The sequence below is a fragment of the Kordiimonas sp. SCSIO 12610 genome, assembly GCF_024398015.1.
Classification (GTDB): Bacteria; Pseudomonadota; Alphaproteobacteria; order Sphingomonadales; family Kordiimonadaceae; genus CANLMI01.
Genome location: NZ_CP073747.1, coordinates 2,467,685 through 2,484,499 on the forward strand (window position 1 = coordinate 2,467,685; position 16,815 = coordinate 2,484,499).

20 protein-coding genes are annotated in these 16,815 nt (G+C 44.7%); 8 read left to right on the forward strand and 12 right to left on the reverse strand.

Annotated elements, in window-relative coordinates; genetic code table 11:
- Nucleotides 1–14: 14 nt before the first annotated feature.
- The 3 genes from ligA to KFF44_RS11640 are packed head-to-tail and all read right to left on the reverse strand — an operon-like array spanning nt 15 to nt 4,640.
- The gene (gene ligA / locus KFF44_RS11630; RefSeq protein WP_255934437.1) at nt 15–2,138 is read right to left on the reverse strand and encodes an NAD-dependent DNA ligase LigA; all 2,124 of its coding nucleotides are present in this window, start codon (nt 2,136–2,138) and stop codon (nt 15–17) included.
- A 4-nt stretch (nt 2,139–2,142) separates the two neighbouring features.
- Entirely contained in the window at nt 2,143–3,810 is a 1,668-nt protein-coding gene (gene recN, locus KFF44_RS11635) for a DNA repair protein RecN (RefSeq protein WP_255934438.1), read from the reverse strand.
- Between the two features lie 23 nt (nt 3,811–3,833).
- Nucleotides 3,834–4,640 (reverse strand): outer membrane protein assembly factor BamD, encoded by an 807-nt coding sequence (locus KFF44_RS11640; protein WP_255934439.1) that lies wholly within the window; start codon nt 4,638–4,640, stop codon nt 3,834–3,836.
- A gap of 198 nt (nt 4,641–4,838) precedes the next feature.
- On the opposite strand from KFF44_RS11640, the gene KFF44_RS11645 reads away from it, so the two are divergent.
- Nucleotides 4,839–5,240 carry a helix-turn-helix domain-containing protein gene (locus KFF44_RS11645; RefSeq protein WP_255934440.1) on the forward strand — a complete coding sequence of 134 codons (402 nt, stop codon included), beginning with the start codon at nt 4,839–4,841 and terminating at the stop codon, nt 5,238–5,240.
- A gap of 32 nt (nt 5,241–5,272) precedes the next feature.
- On the opposite strand, the gene KFF44_RS11650 is transcribed toward KFF44_RS11645, so the two are convergent.
- Entirely contained in the window at nt 5,273–6,145 is an 873-nt protein-coding gene (locus tag KFF44_RS11650) for a branched-chain amino acid aminotransferase (protein ID WP_255934441.1), read from the reverse strand.
- A 113-nt stretch (nt 6,146–6,258) separates the two neighbouring features.
- Between KFF44_RS11650 and KFF44_RS11655 the strand changes: the two genes are divergently transcribed.
- From KFF44_RS11655 to KFF44_RS11670, 4 genes are all read left to right on the forward strand, one after another.
- Nucleotides 6,259–6,747: a MarR family winged helix-turn-helix transcriptional regulator gene (locus KFF44_RS11655; protein ID WP_255934442.1), complete on the forward strand. Its 489-nt coding sequence runs from the start codon at nt 6,259–6,261 to the stop codon at nt 6,745–6,747.
- A 43-nt stretch (nt 6,748–6,790) separates the two neighbouring features.
- Entirely contained in the window at nt 6,791–7,351 is a 561-nt protein-coding gene (locus KFF44_RS11660; RefSeq protein ID WP_255934443.1) for a PAS domain-containing protein, read from the forward strand.
- An 89-nt stretch (nt 7,352–7,440) separates the two neighbouring features.
- A complete protein-coding gene (locus KFF44_RS11665; RefSeq protein ID WP_255934444.1) occupies nt 7,441–8,007 on the forward strand; it encodes a hypothetical protein in 567 nt (188 codons plus the stop codon).
- A gap of 32 nt (nt 8,008–8,039) precedes the next feature.
- Nucleotides 8,040–8,339 (forward strand): dATP/dGTP pyrophosphohydrolase domain-containing protein, encoded by a 300-nt coding sequence (locus tag KFF44_RS11670; protein WP_255934445.1) that lies wholly within the window; start codon nt 8,040–8,042, stop codon nt 8,337–8,339.
- A 62-nt stretch (nt 8,340–8,401) separates the two neighbouring features.
- On the opposite strand, the gene KFF44_RS11675 is transcribed toward KFF44_RS11670, so the two are convergent.
- Genes KFF44_RS11675 through petA form a run of 3 tightly spaced genes read right to left on the reverse strand, consistent with a single transcriptional unit; the run spans nt 8,402 to nt 11,047 of the window.
- Nucleotides 8,402–9,208 carry a cytochrome c1 gene (locus tag KFF44_RS11675; protein WP_255934446.1) on the reverse strand — a complete coding sequence of 269 codons (807 nt, stop codon included), beginning with the start codon at nt 9,206–9,208 and terminating at the stop codon, nt 8,402–8,404.
- A gap of 12 nt (nt 9,209–9,220) precedes the next feature.
- Nucleotides 9,221–10,480: a cytochrome b N-terminal domain-containing protein gene (locus tag KFF44_RS11680; protein WP_255934447.1), complete on the reverse strand. Its 1,260-nt coding sequence runs from the start codon at nt 10,478–10,480 to the stop codon at nt 9,221–9,223.
- A gap of 12 nt (nt 10,481–10,492) precedes the next feature.
- Complete coding sequence (gene petA / locus KFF44_RS11685) at nt 10,493–11,047, reverse strand: ubiquinol-cytochrome c reductase iron-sulfur subunit (protein ID WP_255934448.1); 555 nt, start codon at nt 11,045–11,047, stop codon at nt 10,493–10,495.
- Between the two features lie 326 nt (nt 11,048–11,373).
- Here petA and KFF44_RS11690 point away from each other — a divergent pair, with 326 nt between their 5' ends.
- From KFF44_RS11690 to KFF44_RS11700, 3 genes are read left to right on the forward strand one after another with little or no spacing between them, the layout of a single operon-like run.
- Entirely contained in the window at nt 11,374–11,844 is a 471-nt protein-coding gene (locus tag KFF44_RS11690) for a tRNA (cytidine(34)-2'-O)-methyltransferase (RefSeq protein WP_255934449.1), read from the forward strand.
- Between the two features lie 33 nt (nt 11,845–11,877).
- Nucleotides 11,878–12,756 carry an oxygen-dependent coproporphyrinogen oxidase gene (gene hemF / locus KFF44_RS11695; protein ID WP_255934450.1) on the forward strand — a complete coding sequence of 293 codons (879 nt, stop codon included), beginning with the start codon at nt 11,878–11,880 and terminating at the stop codon, nt 12,754–12,756.
- Nucleotides 12,757–12,774: 18 nt separating this feature from the next.
- Nucleotides 12,775–13,209 carry a YqaA family protein gene (locus tag KFF44_RS11700; protein ID WP_255934451.1) on the forward strand — a complete coding sequence of 145 codons (435 nt, stop codon included), beginning with the start codon at nt 12,775–12,777 and terminating at the stop codon, nt 13,207–13,209.
- Between the two features lie 23 nt (nt 13,210–13,232).
- Here KFF44_RS11700 and KFF44_RS11705 read toward each other — a convergent pair whose 3' ends face one another.
- The 5 genes from KFF44_RS11705 to KFF44_RS11725 form a co-directional block, all read right to left on the reverse strand.
- On the reverse strand, nt 13,233–14,486 hold the full coding sequence (locus tag KFF44_RS11705; protein WP_255934452.1) for a CCA tRNA nucleotidyltransferase: 1,254 nt from the start codon (nt 14,484–14,486) through the stop codon (nt 13,233–13,235).
- Complete coding sequence (locus KFF44_RS11710; protein WP_255934453.1) at nt 14,470–14,832, reverse strand: DUF6111 family protein; 363 nt, start codon at nt 14,830–14,832, stop codon at nt 14,470–14,472. Before KFF44_RS11710 ends, KFF44_RS11705 begins: the two co-directional genes overlap by 17 nt.
- Nucleotides 14,833–14,838: 6 nt before the next feature.
- Complete coding sequence (locus tag KFF44_RS11715; RefSeq protein WP_255934454.1) at nt 14,839–15,504, reverse strand: CoA pyrophosphatase; 666 nt, start codon at nt 15,502–15,504, stop codon at nt 14,839–14,841.
- Nucleotides 15,501–16,088: a DUF1285 domain-containing protein gene (locus tag KFF44_RS11720; RefSeq protein ID WP_255934456.1), complete on the reverse strand. Its 588-nt coding sequence runs from the start codon at nt 16,086–16,088 to the stop codon at nt 15,501–15,503. Before KFF44_RS11720 ends, KFF44_RS11715 begins: the two co-directional genes overlap by 4 nt.
- A gap of 115 nt (nt 16,089–16,203) precedes the next feature.
- Nucleotides 16,204–16,773, reverse strand: coding sequence for a GNAT family N-acetyltransferase (locus KFF44_RS11725; RefSeq protein ID WP_255934457.1), 570 nt, complete (start codon nt 16,771–16,773; stop codon nt 16,204–16,206).
- Nucleotides 16,774–16,815: the final 42 nt, after the last annotated feature.

Consider the following 16,815-nt stretch of genomic DNA (forward strand, 5'->3'; position numbering starts at 1 on the left):
CTTAATAAATCAGATTATAATCCGGAAATTAATTCCAACCATTCTTCTTCGGTAAGCGTCTGAACACCTAAGTCTTGGGCTTTCTTGAGTTTTGACCCAGCACCAGGCCCCGCGATCACCATATCCGTTTTCTTTGATACCGAACCAGCCACCTTCGCGCCCAAGCTTTCAGCCTTTGCCTTCGCTTCATTACGGCTCATCTTCTCTAAGGACCCTGTGAAGACAACAGTTTTCCCAGCAACAGGGCTATCAGTTGACTGAATTTCAAGCGGAATAATGGTAAGCTCAGCAGCTAGGTTATCAACAATACGCTTGTTATTTTCATCAGCAAAAAACGTGAGGAATGTATCCACCATCTTGTCACCGATGCCGTCGATATCAGTCATATCTGTGCGGGCAGTTTCATCACCCGCGACCGAAGCTTCAATCGCTTTGATAAAGGTTTCATAATCCCCGTAATGGCGTGCAAACAGTTTTGCGGTTTGCTGGCCAAGGTGCCTGATACCCAAGGCAAATAGAAAACGATCAAATTCAATACGTCTTCGGGCGTCGATTGCCTGCATCAAGTTCGTTACAGATAAATCCCCCCATCCTTCCCATTTTTGTATCGGGCTATCGGAAGCGTCATTATAAGTTTCCAGCTTAAATATATCGGCGAATTCATTGATTAAACCGCGCTCATAAAACTGAGCGATCTGTTTTTCCCCCATACCATCGATATCAAAGGCATTACGCGATACAAAATGGCGCAGTCCTTCAACCTTTTGCGCCTCACACAGCATTCCTCCTGTACAGCGCACAACAACATCATCGCCCTCTGCAAACGCTGGGCTATTACACACCGGACAAACATCTGGAAAGATGAATTCAGGAATAGTTTCCCGTCGATTTGAAGTATCAACAGACACAACCTGTGGAATAACGTCACCAGCCCGTTGGATCGTAACAGTATCACCAATACGAACATCAAGACGTTTAATCTCGTCGCGGTTATGAAGTGTTGCGTTTGAGACAACTACGCCGCCAACTGTAATCGGCTCCAGTTTGGCAACAGGCGTCAATGCACCCGTTCTTCCGACCTGGATATCAATATCCCGAACAATGGTAATTGCCTTTTCTGCCGGAAACTTATGAGCAATGGCCCAGCGCGGTGCCCGGGAAACCATTCCCAGTCTGTCCTGCCAATCCAGCCGATCAACTTTATAGACGACACCGTCAATATCATAATCAAGCGTTGGTCTTTGTGCTTCAATCAACCGATATCGTTCCAACGCACCATCAGTGGCCTCAAAGACACTCATCAATGGGTTAATGTCGAAACCCCATTCCTTGAACCGTTCTACCATCCGCATTTGGTTCTGTTCGGGCATATTGCTTATATCGCCCCATGCATACGCAAAGAACCGTAGCGGTCTGGAAGCTGTAATTTTGGTATCTAACTGCCGCAACGAACCAGCAGCGGCATTCCGAGGGTTTGCAAATACTTTCCCACCTTTTTCCAACTGGCTTTCATTGAGATGGAGGAAATCAGCCTTTCCCATATAAACTTCGCCGCGCACTTCCAAGACATCAGGCCAACCACCGCCTTTAAGCATTGCCGGAATTGTTTCAATCGTTAGGGCGTTTGCGGTTACATTTTCACCAGTGACACCATCACCTCGTGTTGCAGCCGATACCAGCTCACCTTTTTCATACCGAAGGGCCAGGGATAAACCATCAATTTTCGGTTCTGCTGTTAGCGCTACAATATCGCTGTCAGCAAGTCCTAAAAATCGTTTTACACGCGAAACAAAATCATGCACATCGTCATCATTAAATGCATTATCCAAAGACAACATCGGGCGAACATGCTTTATTTTATCAAAGCCCTTGGATTGTTTCTGATCAGCCACGTCAAATAATGTTGGCGCTCCCACGCGTTTTGATGGGCTATCTTCGCGGATATATTCGGGAAAGCGTATTTCAATTGCACTATTGCGTTTCCGGAGCTCATCATACTCTGCATCAGAAATTTCTGGCGCATCATTATTATGGTATAGAATATCGTGCTTAAGGATCAGCTTCGCTAGGCGTTCCAACTCTTTCTTTGCTTCCCGTTTCATCAGATCATCAACATGTATAGTTGCCAAATCGACCATATTTCTAGCTCACTAGTAAAAGCTTGTCAGCGGCAGCGCGCGCTTCATCCGTGACCTCCGCGCCAGCAAGCATGCGTGCAACCTCTTCACGGCGCTCATCTATATTAAGGCCAACGACATTTGTACGCGTTACCATTCCTTCGTCACCCTTTTGTATTCGGAAATGCTTGGTACCTCGTGCGGCTACCTGCGGGCTATGGGTCACTACAAGCACCTGACTTTCTTCTGACAAACGCTTCAAGCGCTCTCCAACTGCATCCGCGGTTGCCCCACCGATGCCTTGATCCACTTCATCAAACACCATGGTGGGTGCACTGCTTTCCTTAGCCAGAACAACTTTTAACGCCAGGATAAATCGTGCCAATTCCCCGCCTGACGCCACTTTAATGATGGGACCAAAAGGGGAGCCCGGATTTGTTTTCACGGTGAAGAGAACTTTATCTCCTCCCATTTCATTCCAGTCCTCTTCCGCCAAGGCCTCAACCTCTGTTTTAAAAATTGCTTTTTCAAGCTTAAGCGGCGGCAATTCCATCATAACAAGCTTGTCTAATGTTTCAGCGGCTTTAATCCGCGCAGAACTTAGGGCGGCAATTGCAGTTACCCGCTCTTCTTTTGCTTTCTTAAGCGCGGCTGATAATTCAGCAAGTCGGCCTTCGCCCTCATCCAGTGAATTGAGCTTGTTCTGTAAATCAAGGTGTAATGCAGGTAGATCATCGCACTGGCAATTATGTTTTCGGGCTATTCGCCTCAACTCAAATAAGCGTTCCTCAGTTGCCTCTAGCTCATGGGCGTCAAAATCCATTTCGCGAGCAAGACCCTCGAGCTGCATAATAGCTTCATTCATTTCAATAGAGGCACGATCAAGGCTTTCCATCGCGCCTTCTAAATGCTTGCGCGTACGATCATCAATTCGTTCCATCCTACGCAATACGCCGCGGAGCGCCTGATCAGCTCCCTTTTTGCCTGTTAAGTCATCAAGAAAACCACCCAACTCTTCATTCAGTTTTTCACCTTGCATCATTAAGGTACGACGGGCTGCAAGTTCTTCTTCTTCTCCCACAACTGTTGCAAGGGTTGATAATTCATCAACAGCATGGCGCAGAAACTCTTCATCCGCGCGCGCGGTTTCCAGTTTTACCTGTTCGGCTTCCAATTCAATATTAATCGCCTTATAGGATGCAACAGCCTCTTTGACTGCCCTCAGTTCACTCGCATATTGCCCGTAAGTATCGAGCAGATTTCGGTGAGCCAACGGGTCTAACATGCCCCTATCATCATGTTGCCCATGAATTTCAACAATCATACCGCCGACTAAAGCTAACAAAGTTTGGCTAACAGGCTGATCATTGATCCAGGCCCGACTTTTACCATCTTTGGTGACTTGTCTTCTGATGATGAGCGCAAAACCATCAAAATTGATACCTTGTTCTTCCAGGTATGAAAAAACCGGATGTTCAACATCCAGGTCAAAATCCGCGGTCACACTACCAAGGTCACACCCTTGCCGAACAAGAGCGCGGTCCGCCCTTGCCCCTAAGGCAAGCCCCAACGAATCAAGTAATATAGACTTACCAGCCCCGGTTTCACCCGTAAGAACATTCAGCCCCTTGGATAGATCAAGGTCAAGCTTCTCAATTAAAACGATATCACGAATAGAGAGGCCTGCAAGCACCCCTGCCCCCTCATATTATAGGCTTACGAGAATAATTTGCTCAGCCATGAGCCCTCGCTATCTTCTGGTGCAAGATCCTCGTCACCCAATAACCGATAGCTGTGGCGATACCATTTACTATCCGGAAAATTATGACCAAGAACCGCAGCAGCCATTTGCGCCTCATGCTTAATACCGAGCGCCAGATAACTCTCTACAAGTCTGTGCAGTGCTTCAGGCGCATGGCTTGTGGTCTGATACTGTTCAATAACATTGCGGAAGCGACCGATAGCTGCCAAATATTCTTGTCGGTTCAAGTAAAATCTACCAACTTCCATATCCTTGCCAGCCAAGTGATCACTTGTAAGCGCTAATTTCAATTTAGCATCTTCAGCATATTCACTGTCAGGGAAACGCCTGATGACCTCGATAAGAGCGTTCTGCGCTTTGGCTGTTTCTTCCTGGTCACGACCAACACCAGTAATGCGTTCATAATGACAAAGAGCAATCAAATAATATGCGTAAGGTGCGGAAGAGTTACCAGGGTGCAATTGTAAAAAGCGCTCTGCCGCAAGAATCGCATCATCATACTTATTGCTTTGATAACTTGCATACGCTGCCATAAGTTGTGCGCGTCTCGCCCATATTGAATAGGGATGCTGGCGTTCAACTTCATCAAAAGCAACGGCAGCTAGTCGGTAATTGCCTCGTTGCAATTGATCCTGTCCGAGATTGTAAAGAACCTCTACATCGCGTGCGACATAGCGATCTTCACTATCACTAGATCCGCAGGCTGCCAGAGCGAGCAATGACGCACCTAATACAGATTTTTTTAGCCAATCGTTTGCCATAACAACCAAAAACTCCCGACATAGTTTAACTATACACTTGCAATTAACTTATAAGATTATAATCTACATCTAATGCAACCATAGATCATACTTACACTTATAAGTTCAAAGCATCATAATTCAAGTTCATATGATTTAGCATATGTACCCCTGAACTGCCAATGACGAAGTATGATAAAAATATGAGGAAAGTACGGCATGACCCCAGAAAAAAATACTCATACTTCTGAAACTTCGGAATTAAATGCACGGAAGGCTGATATGATTGATCAACATGTCGGTAAAAAACTACGTGAGCATCGACGTATGCTGGATATGTCACAGCAGGATGTTAGTGACCTACTTAGTATTTCCTATCAACAAATTCAGAAATACGAAAGCGGCGTTAACCGTATCAGCGCCGGGCGGCTCTACACGTTAGCTCAGATCATGCAAATACCCGTGAGCAAGTTTTATGAAGGCCTGCAAGAACATCCCTATACGGATGCTGAAAATAGCCAGTACAGTAGTTCATTACATACAAGGGAATTAGTTACTACACCTGAGGTCAAGCAAGCTCTATATAATTTGGCTGATACCATAAAACGTCATATCAAATAGAGGTGCGATTAAAATCACACCTCCGTTTTAAATTATTGCCGAACAATAGCGTCATATGCATGCATCAGGTTTTTAGTAATCTCTCCTACTTCAAACCTGAACTCGCCAATTTCAGATAATGGACTGACCTCTGCTGCTGTTCCAGTGAGGAATGCCTGTTCAAAACCTTCCATTTCGTTTGGCATAATAGCACGCTCTATAACTTCTATCCCCATACCGCGCGCAATATCCATGACAGTTCTGCGCGTGATACCATCCAGAAAACAATCAGCCTTTGGTGTATGAATAACGCCGTCTTTCACAAAGAATATATTTGCACCTGTAGCCTCTGCAATCTGCCCCCGATAGTCAAACATCAATGCGTCATCATAACCGGCTGCTTCAGCCTTATGCTTGGATAATGTGCATATCATATAAAGACCAGCAGCCTTGGCATGAACAGGAGCAGTATCAGGGGCTGGGCGACGCCAATCAGATATACATAACCTCAATCCCTTAAGCCGTGCTTCCTCGGAAAAATAGGAAGGCCACTCCCACACCGCGACGCCAACATTAATACCAGCTTCCTGAGCGGATACCCCCATCATCTTGCTGCCACGCCAAATAATTGGCCTGCAATATGCGTCTGTCAGGTTATTCAACTCCAATAATTGATTACACGCATCATTGATCTGCTCCTGTGAAAACGGAACTTCCATATCGAGCATATCAGCCGATGCAAACAATCGTTCAGTATGTTCTTTCAATTTAAAGATTTTACCATTATACGCACGCTGGCCTTCAAACACAGCGCTTCCATAATGCATAGCATGTGTTAACATATGGACTTTAGCATCGCTCCAAGGAACAATTTCTCCATTCATCCATATCGAACCATCTCTCTCAGCGAATGACTGTGAAGCCATTTCATTTCTCCAAATACCTACACTTTAGTAATAATATGATTTTTTTATATTGATATTTGTAACATTATGTCAAATAATCAGTCAATATTCCTGACATAAAATTTGGAAAAAAAGTGCACAGACGTCTACCACCATCTAATTTATATCTTCGCGAAGAAGAACTTCGACGCGGTATTGAGCTATTGTATTTTGCCTATCGTGACTTTACAGGCGCACCAGATGCCATGCTGGCGAAGCGGCAATTTGGCAGAGCCCACCACCGTGTCTTATACTTTGTCGGCCGAAATCCAGGCATACCTGTTTCTGGCCTCTTGAAAATACTAAGAATCACAAAACAAAGCCTCTCCCGAGTATTAAGTCAGCTGATGGAAGAAGGCTACATAACCCAGGAGCAAGGCGTAATGGACCGCAGGCAGCGGCTTCTGACGCTAACGGAAAAAGGCAAGGCCTATGAAGAAGAGCTGTTTTCAAGTCAGCGGGAACGCATTGCTTTGGCGTATAAGAAGGCCGGACCAGAAGCTGTATCTGGATTTTGGGAAGTTCTCCTCAACATCGTAGATGACGAAAATAAAGAATCAGTTTTAAAACAGATTGAAAAATAACCTCGCACCTTGCATTTCTAGATAATACGTGTTTGATGGTTATATGACGTATACAGATGGTTTTGAGCAATTTTTGGACATTTGGGACCAGTTGCCGAAAGAGGGAAAAACACAGCTGCCACTCCGCAGCAGTATCTCTCCGGCCAGCTTTGGTGAATTGATGGCAAATATCGGCTTGGCTGAATTCATCGCCCCGCAAAACCTGACATTCTTTTACTATGGCAGCAAAATTGAAACGCTATCCAGTATGCTTCTTACTGGGAAAAACTATTATAGTCTTTTGTCGGAAGAATTTTACCCAGCAATGGCCGCGTTCCACAAACAAATTTTTGGGGTACCATGCGGTGCATATGTTGAAGACCTGATACAAACGTCGAGCGGGAACAAATATTTATTCAGGAACTTACAATACCCACTTTTAGACGATAATGGCATCCCTAAATTCATGCTTGTTTTTGCAAATGCACGAAAACCCGCTGATGATAAAAGCATGCGGATGCAAAAGAAACTGAAGGCATCCACGATTAAAACCCTAAACTATATTGACTTGGGCTCTGGGGCACCCAGCCATTATGTTGAAGACTTTACCTTTTATTCAGGATAACCAATTACCCTAATAAAAAACAAATTGGGTAATACAGTTACGCAATGCAATTCTTTTGGGCCATTCGACTGTAGATATAGTGGTTAGAGATGATTGAACTTGAGGAAAAACACGAGGATTTTTTCCGTTTGTGGCGGTCTTTGCCTCGCGACAATCACCCCTTATTACCCTGCAAGAAACATTTCACCCCGCTCACCTTTGGAAACATGCTTTCAAACGTCGCTATCGGAGAAATGAGGGGACCAAAAAACTTCACCTTCATTTTTTCTGGCACCAACTTTGAAGCGATTTCAGGCTTCAAGGCAACAGGTGTGAACTACTATGATATCCTGGCCGAGAAGGATCATGCGGGAACAGTTCTTGTCCACAATGCACTCTTTGGATATCCATGTGGGATATACATGGAAAACCAGTTTATAAGCGAAGCAGGAAACCCCTATACAATTACAAGCCTGCAATTACCTCTGTGTGACGAGAAAACGAAAAAACCCCGTTTTGCAGCCTCTTATTCAGGTGGAAGAAAATCAATCAGCGATGCAAGCGGGCTTAGAAACAGAGAGATAACCCAATCTAGCGTCAAAAACTTTCGCTACATGGATATAGGAGCAGGTGCCCCTAAACACTTCATCTCAGACTATAAATATTTCTCAGAGTAAGTGAAACAACGCATTCTAGCGAAGGCATACAAGTGCAAACAGAAACCCAACAATCAATCGCCAAATGGAGTGAAGAAACATTTGGCCCAGTGTCGAACATTACTGCACTATTAGACCGTGCACTCGAGGAATTTACCGAACTAAAAGACGCGGTACAAGACGACAACAAACCTGAAATTGCCAACGAACTTGCGGATATCTTGATCCTATTATACCGCTTCGCTGAGTTAAACGGCATTAATGTTACAGAAGCCATTCAGCATAAAATGTCAATCAACCGTCAACGTAAATGGCAAAGCTATGGTGACGGCACGGGAAAACATATCAAATAAAAAGCGCAATAAAAAAGGCCGCTAAAGAAGCGACCTTTCTATAATGATGTCTGAAGACTGCCTTACTCAGCATCCTCATAGAAGTTTTTGCCTTCCTTAACCGGGCGCCAGATTTTCTTCATAGAGAAATAGAGAAGAATAGTCAGAACCGATAGGAAGATAATAACCATCACACCCATTTTGTGGCGGTCATGAAGGTTAGGCTCAGCCGTATACATAAGGAAGTTCACAAGGTCCTTGGACATTTGATCAAGGTTTGCCTCAGGGTTACCTTCTGCATACTCTACGATACCTTCAGACAAAGGAGGTGCCATCGAAATTACACTACCTTTGAAATATGGATTGTAATACTTACCAGCGCTAACATTAATTCCTTCTGGGGCAGCGCTTTCATCTTCATATCCGGTTAGCAAACTATAAACATAGTTAGCACCGTCATGACGCGCCTTTACCATCAAGGATAGATCAGGTGGAATAGCACCGCCGTTTGCCGACGCCGCAGCGTTATCATTTCTGAACGGGCTCGGGAACGCATCCTGCGGAAGTGCAGCACGAACGGTTTCATCACCAGCATCATCAATGTCACCATCTACTTCATACTCAGCAGCAATGGCCTTGATCTGATCTTCATTATACCCAAGCTTATCAAGGTTGCGGAAACGGAAATATTTCAGGCTATGACAAGCGGAGCATACTTCCTTATAAATTTGGAAGCCACGCTGTGCTGACTGATAATCAAAGTCACCGAAAACGCCGTTGAACTTCCATTCAACCTGCTTTGGGTGCTTCCCTGCACCAGCAGCATTTGCTGCTGACGCAAGGCCCGCTGTAACACAAAGGGCAACAGCAATATTTTTAACGAATTTCATGCTCATCATCCTTTATTCAGCAGGCATTGCTTTTGGTTTGATAACAGCCGACGCAATACTTTCTGGTAACGGCAATGTTCGTTCCATACGGCCGAGCAAAGGCAAGATTACCAAGAAATGTGCGAAATAGTATGCAGTCGCAATAATTCCATAAAGCGGAATGTTACCTTCAGCTTTCTGACCACCCAGCCACATCAGAACAAACATATCAACGACCAAGAGTGCAAAGAATATTTTGAACAATGGACGGAAATTACCAGAGCGGACCTTGCTTGTGTCCAACCATGGCAGGAAGAACCAAACCAAAATCGAAGCGAACATCGCAATTACACCAAGTAATTTTGCGTCAATTGGGCCAAGATCAAAAGTGATCGAACGAAGGATTGCATAGAAAGGTAGGAAATACCATTCAGGAACAATCGAGTCCGGTGTCACAAGTGGATCGGCAGGAATATAGTTGTCCGGGTGACCAAGTGCATTCGGTGCAAAGAACAGGAAGTATGAGAAGAAAATCAAGAATACACCAAGACCAAACGCATCCTTAACTGTGTAGAAAGGATGGAAAGGGATTTGGTCAGCTGTTGATTTCACTTCAACACCGAGTGGGTTACCGGAATCTGAAATTTTCTTCGCCCACAAGTGAAGGATAACAACACCTGCAATCACAAATGGTAATAGATAGTGAAGGCTGAAGAAACGGTTGAGTGTAGGATTATCTACAGAGAAACCACCCCAAAGCAGCGTTACGATAGACTCTCCAACGACAGGAATAGCAGAGAAGAGGTTTGTAATCACTGTGGCGCCCCAGAAAGACATCTGGCCCCACGGTAGTACATATCCCATGAAAGCAGTTGCCATCATAAGCAAGAAGATCACAACGCCCAACATCCACAAGACTTCTCGTGGTGCTTTGTAGGAACCGTAGAACAGGCCGCGGAAAATATGGGTATAGACCACGATAAAGAACATGGATGCACCGTTGGCATGCATGTAACGGATCAACCATCCATAGTTCACATCACGCATGATGCGTTCAACAGAATCAAACGCCAACATCGTGCTTGCCGTATAGTGCATAGCAAGAACGATACCTGTAATGATTTGGAGAACAAGCATGATGCCCGCAAGCGAACCAAAGTTCCACATATAGTTAAGGTTACGCGGGGTCGGTGTTCCTGGCCCCATAACGCTGTTCGCAACGGTAAGGATCGGAAGACGTTCCTCAAGCCATGCAAGCGCTTTGTTATTCGGTGTTACCGGTGAAAGTGCCATTTGTTGCTCCCCTTAACCGATTTTCAATACTGTATCTGACAGGAACGCATATTCCGGCACAGGTAAATTCTTAGGCGCTGGCCCCTTGCGAATACGTCCCGATGTATCATAGTGCGAACCATGACACGGGCAGAACCAACCGCCAAATTCGCCTTTGTCGTCGCCCGATTTCGTGCCAAGCGGTACACACCCTAAATGGGTACATACACCAACGAGAACGAGCCACTGCTCTTTCCCTTTAGTTACACGCTCTTCGTCAAACTGAACATCTGGCAGGCCAATTTCATCAGCCATACGTGCTTCTTCAATCTCTGTTGGTGTCCGGTGACGGATAAACACAGGCTTACCGCGCCATTTCACCAAAATTGATTCCCCCTCTTCCACTGCTGACAGGTCAACCTCTACAGATGCAAGCGCAAGTGTATCAGCAGCCGGGTTCATTTGGTCGATGAATGGCCAAACCGCTACAGCAGCACCTACAGCGCCCATACCTGTTGCGGCAATATGAAGGAAATCACGCCGAGTGGCGTTATCTTCATGGTTATTAATTTCTATATCAGTGCTCATTTATTCTTCCTTGGCAGGAATATGCTTTAAAAAGGCAAAATTTTAAATTTTACAGGCTGCTATTCTAAACCAATAGCGTTCTAAACCTATGCGTCACGTAGCCGCATAAATTCAGAGCGAAATCCTGTATCTCCAGAAGCAATTGCTAAATTACTAACCCCTTAGCCCCAGAGATTCCAAATTGGTTTAATCCCACGCGTCCAAAGAGGCAAGGATTTATCCACCTGAACCATAAAAAAAAGCTCCAAACAAATGGTTAAAACAAGATTTTATTGCATGCAGGCTCTTGATTTCATAGGTTCGGGCCAGAATTTTTGGGATATTTTATGACTCATGCAATAGATGTGGCCTTGTATCAGCCTGACCAGCCGCAAAATGCCGGTACAATTTTACGAACAGGCGCGTGTTTAAACATACCTGTTCATATCATTGAACCCTGTGGCTTTCCCTTTTCTGTTAAGGCGTTCAGGCGCTCAGCTATGGATTACGCCGACCTCGCAACAATTCATCACCATGCAGACTATTCCAGCTTTGAGGCATCAAGCAAACGCGGTAACAGGCGAATTATCCTCCTGACAACCAAAGCCGACTGTGATTACCTTGATTTTAAGTTTCAAGCAGACGACATTCTTTTGGTTGGCAGCGAGTCATCAGGGGTTCCTGATCACGTCCATGCAGGCGCAGATGCTCGTATAACCATTCCGATGCGCCCTGAAGCTCGTTCTTTGAACGTTGCCATGTCACTTGCAATGGTTGTTGGTGAAGCAATTCGGCAAACAAATAATAACTCAAATTAATACCTATCACTCATTCAAAACATTGGAACAATAATGACTGACACAGCTGCTATCTCGATACAAAAGGAAAAAGCCGCACAATGGTTTGAACAGCTTCGTAATGAAATATGCGAAAGCTTTGAGGCTATTGAACGAGATAACAAGGGGCCACTATCATCCCGCTCCCCTGGCGAATTTGAGCGTAAAACCTGGCAGCGCGAAAACCAGGGAGACGGCGCAGAAGGGGGTGGGGGCACCATGTCCATCATGCGTGGTGGACGTGTATTTGAAAAAGTTGGCGTGAACATATCAACGGTCCATGGCACCTTTACCGAAGAGTTTGCCAAAAATATTCCAGGTGCAAGCGAAGACCCACGATTTTTCGCTACTGGAATTTCCCTGGTTGCCCATATGAACAGCCCTCGGGTGCCAGCCGTTCATATGAATACGCGCTTTATTGTAACTACGAAAAGCTGGTTCGGCGGCGGTGCAGATTTAAATGCGCCTCTCCCGAATGAAGAAGACACAGCAGCATTTCACCAAGCTTTAAATGAATGCTGTGATCGTCATGACCCTGATTATTATCCCAAATATAAAAAATGGTGCGATGAGTATTTTTATATCAAGCACCGGAACCGCGCGCGAGGCGAAGGCGGAATTTTCTATGACCAATTGAATAGCGGAAATTGGGAAAAAGACTTCGAATTCACGCAAGATGTCGGAAAGACATTTAATTCGATCTATCCTGCACTTGTTAGAAAGCATATGAATGAAGAATGGAGTGATGCAGAGCGCGAAACGCTATTGGAGTACCGCGGATATTATGCAGAGTTCAATCTGGTTTATGACCGCGGCACTACGTTTGGCCTAAAAACTGGTGGGAATGTAGACGCGATTCTTATGTCACTTCCACCTGAAGCAAAGTGGCCATAGGAAGAAACAGGGAAACACGTGGAAGATATCGCCGTATATTGGGCATTATTTCTTAATGCCTTCATTGCAGCCACTTTGCTCCCTGCGTTTTCAGAACTTGCTTTATCCGCCTTATTAATTGAGGATATTGGCGAGCCTGTTTTCCTTTTACTTGCTGCAACAACGGGCAACATACTTGGTTCTGTCGTGAACTGGTTGCTCGGAAAATTCATTATTGTGCAGGATAAAATCCAGACGAAATATGCAACCAAAACCAGTTTTAAAAAAGCCAAAGGGCTTTTCGAACGTTTTGGTGTCTATAGTTTATTATTCGCTTGGGCACCGATCATTGGAGACCCGCTGACCTTTATTGCCGGTATTTTTAAAATACGGTTCTTGCCATTCATTATTCTGGTAAGCATTGGCAAATTCATGCGTTACAGCCTCATACTATTAGCTATCAGTTACACATAGGGGCAACCCGTATAAAATTGAACTCACGTTTTAACTGTTGCTAATAATTCGTCTTTTAACATCAGGAAATCGCTCTCAACCCAAAGAGCCTCAAGTGCATTCAGCGAAACACTGATAGCAGGCCCTGGCATCATACCTAGGGCAATCAGGTCACGACCAGAAACAGGAAAAACTGGGATATTCCACGCTGCCAAATCATGAAGCAAGCTTTGGTCATTCAAAAATGTATCGAATAGCTGCTTACTGTGCGGGATAATTAAACGAAATGCGTGATACCCAAATCGGTAAATCACAGATTTGCATAAAGCACCAATCGTACTTGCTTGGTCTATTCTTTCTAAGAAATAGCGATGTGCACTACATGCTTTTACCAAAACATCGGTTTGTTTTCTGGATAATTTAAAGGCCTTACCTAGAGCGTTGAAATTCGCATAATCTACGCCATAAAAACATATGAAACGCGACCATGGTTCCACGCTAATACCCAACAACCGCTCACACGCTATTAGGGTTTCAAGCCGCCGAAAACAGTCAGTTTGTTTTAGGTCATCACCATTGGGTAAAACATACCCTATGACAGCTGCATCAAACATATGAACGAATATTCCATATGGGTTTGGAGCATTGCATATCTTCAGAAATTCGTCCCGAACTCGCTCAACAGACAGCCCTTCAATTAACCTGACTTGGTCCCTACACGCCTTTAATCCGTCTTGATTGATATCCCTTTGCCCATAAAATGCTGAAAACCTGAAAAACCTCAGGATACGTAGAGCGTCTTCTTGGATTCGGATGTTCGGGTCGCCAATAAATTTTACCGCGCCAGTTTTTAAATCCTCAATACCGTTGCAAGGGTCATAGATAACTCCATTTGCGTCGACGTAAATTGCATTAAACGTAAAGTCTCGTCGCTCGGCATCCAGTTGCCAATTATCTGTAAACGCCACTTTTGCATGTCGACCATCGGTTTCCTTGTCGACACGTAACGTAGTAATTTCGATATCTAAGTCTTTTGAATGCGCGGTGACAGTTCCATGGCTTATTCCCGTTGGGATAACACTAATGCTAACCTGTTTTAATTTCACGGTAATATTTTCTGGCGCAAGAGTTGTCGCAGCATCTATATCATGGACACGCCGCCCCAACAGACTATCCCGAACGACACCACCAACAAACCGTATATTTTCAACACCAATTGCTGCAACTACACGGCGTAGAAATGGGTCATGCAACCAATCGAAATCCCGCTTTAGGTTCTGATCAATCTTGGCCACCACTTTGCGGCTCCGATTTTTCATTCTCTGGGGTAGAAGGTTGCTCTACATCCTTTTTCCCTAAAGAAGATTCATCTTCAAAATAACCGGGGACCACCTTGCCGTCCTCCACCCGGGCTGGAACATATATCTGACCGGGTTTTCCTTGGTCTTCGTCACTAAAATATAAAATGGCACTCACTAAGCCTATCAGGGCCAGCAAGATCGTGAGGATCGTCCGCACATTAGTAAGTTCGGTATCAGGACTGTGTTCACCATCGGCGTTTTTCCTTGCTCGCAAAAACAGCCAAGTCACTATAACAATAATTGGCGTCAAAAGCAGTAATATGCGTATTAAAATCAGTGCCATAATTTTTTACCGCCCTCTAACAGCTTCCATAATATCAACCAAATTCACAAGCATTGCAGCCGTAGCGCCCCAAATATAATAGTCATTATAGGGTATGCTGTAATAGTGCCTTCTAATCCCTTTCCACATCGCGCTTTCACGTTTGTGGTTTCCTCGGTCCAAAATGAAACTTAACGGAACTTCAAAAACCTCTTCAACTTCACTGTCTTGCTTGGTTATCGTGAAACCGGGTTTTAATATACCAACGACGGGCGTTACCTTAAAGCCTGTACCCGTATAATATGTATCAAGTGTTCCCTTTAAAGATATATAATCTTCGGCAATACCAACTTCTTCATACGTTTCACGAAGCGCAGCTGCATTCGCATTGGCATCACTTGCGTCAATCCTACCGCCCGGGAAACTAACCTGACCAGCATGCTTGTTGAGGGTTTGATTTCGTTTCGTAAGCAAAATGGTTGGTTGTTCATGCATAACAACAGGAACTAAAACAGAAGCAGGCTTCACCTCCCCCATTTCTTTTATCGCGTTAACGGCTTCCACGCCTTCTAACGCAGACTGAGTTTTCCCTTCATTTGCCAACATAGCATTCAGGTCTGCGTCGCTTCGGACCCCACGTGCAGCAGGATTTTCATTCGCTAAGGCATACTCAATCCAACTCTCAAACATCATTGCCCCTCAAACTCTTCTGCATTTCCCAGATGATATAACCCATTGGCAGTTTCAACGACGAAGGATTTGCCAGCATCCGTATTATCATGCAATTCAGCCATTGAAGCCAACTGATAAAACACCGATCGTGATATTAAGGCATCTAACCGCCCTCTAATTCGAATATAGGGCCGCGGTTCCCCGTTCAGATTATTTTCAACGACCCAGAGAGGATGCTCTGGCCCCGCTATAACTTCGTCACCAACGTTCGTTTTGAAATGAAGATAGCGTCCATCGTCTTCTTCAACGACGTTTAATTCGGTTGCAACAAACGGTGCATCATCAACAGTAATACCAATTTTTTCCACTGGCGTTACCAAATAGGTTTTGCCATCTTCATCTTTTCTGAGGACGCTTGCGAACAACCTAACCATTTTCTCCCGTCCGATTGGTGTTCCCATATAATACCATGTTCCATCAACCGCGATCCGCATATCGATGTCCCCGCAGAAGTCAGGGTTCCATCGTTCAACAGGCGGAAAACTCTGTTTACCGATTTGCTTCACAATCTCTTCAAGCCGCAAATTTGATTTTGTGTTCGTCACAGTCTTCTCCTACTCCGTCGAGTATAAGAACAAGGCCAAAAGCTACAAACCATTTTGTGAATGATAAACGGTTAATTGATAACTTTGTACGGCTTTCAAGCCCCTTGGATGCATTCTATCCCACATACAATGGTTGTTCGTTATCAGACATTCGGCCATCCATACAATTACCATGAAGCCCATCACTTGCTATTAATCGACCAAGCGAAGGCAAGGAACGAACACTACCGTTTTCACGCACAAGCAATCGCTCTGCATCTCGGTTCCCCGGTAAGGAAATATATTTGGGTTTTACTGAACGGAAACCAAACTTACCGTAATACTTGGTACAACCAACTAACATGACACGGCTGAAGCTGAGTTCATCCACCTTAGCAAGGGCAGCATCAACAAGCATTTTGCCGTACCCTGTGCCTTGAACATCTGGATGTATGGCAAGCGGGCCTAAGAAAAGCGTTTGCTGGTCAGAACCACCTAAAACATCATGAATGACGGCTGGCCAAAATCGAATTGTCCCTAGAACCACGTTGTTTGAGCGCAATACAAAACTTAGGTCATGTATCGGGTCGATATTTTCTCTTAGGCTATAAGATGACTTGGATTTTCTACCCAGTCCAAAGGTAGTGTCCAAAAGCATTTCAATTTGTGGAGCATCCAAAACGTGCTCCTGATCTATGATGATCATGTCATTTTTCCATATCATGGCACACACGTGCCTTTACAACAA

Coding starts and splice junctions, on each gene's coding strand:
- KFF44_RS11725 (WP_255934457.1), bottom strand. CDS start 16,773: ATGATCATCATAGATCAGGAGCACGTTTTGGATGCTCCACAAATTGAA.
- KFF44_RS11640 (WP_255934439.1), bottom strand. CDS start 4,640: ATGGCAAACGATTGGCTAAAAAAATCTGTATTAGGTGCGTCATTGCTC.
- KFF44_RS11675 (WP_255934446.1), bottom strand. CDS start 9,208: ATGAAATTCGTTAAAAATATTGCTGTTGCCCTTTGTGTTACAGCGGGC.
- KFF44_RS11650 (WP_255934441.1), bottom strand. CDS start 6,145: ATGGCTTCACAGTCATTCGCTGAGAGAGATGGTTCGATATGGATGAAT.
- ligA (WP_255934437.1), bottom strand. CDS start 2,138: ATGGTCGATTTGGCAACTATACATGTTGATGATCTGATGAAACGGGAA.
- KFF44_RS11710 (WP_255934453.1), bottom strand. CDS start 14,832: ATGGCACTGATTTTAATACGCATATTACTGCTTTTGACGCCAATTATT.
- hemF (WP_255934450.1), top strand. CDS start 11,878: ATGACTGACACAGCTGCTATCTCGATACAAAAGGAAAAAGCCGCACAA.
- KFF44_RS11680 (WP_255934447.1), bottom strand. CDS start 10,480: ATGGCACTTTCACCGGTAACACCGAATAACAAAGCGCTTGCATGGCTT.
- KFF44_RS11665 (WP_255934444.1), top strand. CDS start 7,441: ATGATTGAACTTGAGGAAAAACACGAGGATTTTTTCCGTTTGTGGCGG.
- KFF44_RS11715 (WP_255934454.1), bottom strand. CDS start 15,504: ATGATGTTTGAGAGTTGGATTGAGTATGCCTTAGCGAATGAAAATCCT.
- KFF44_RS11660 (WP_255934443.1), top strand. CDS start 6,791: ATGACGTATACAGATGGTTTTGAGCAATTTTTGGACATTTGGGACCAG.
- KFF44_RS11645 (WP_255934440.1), top strand. CDS start 4,839: ATGACCCCAGAAAAAAATACTCATACTTCTGAAACTTCGGAATTAAAT.
- KFF44_RS11690 (WP_255934449.1), top strand. CDS start 11,374: ATGACTCATGCAATAGATGTGGCCTTGTATCAGCCTGACCAGCCGCAA.
- petA (WP_255934448.1), bottom strand. CDS start 11,047: ATGAGCACTGATATAGAAATTAATAACCATGAAGATAACGCCACTCGG.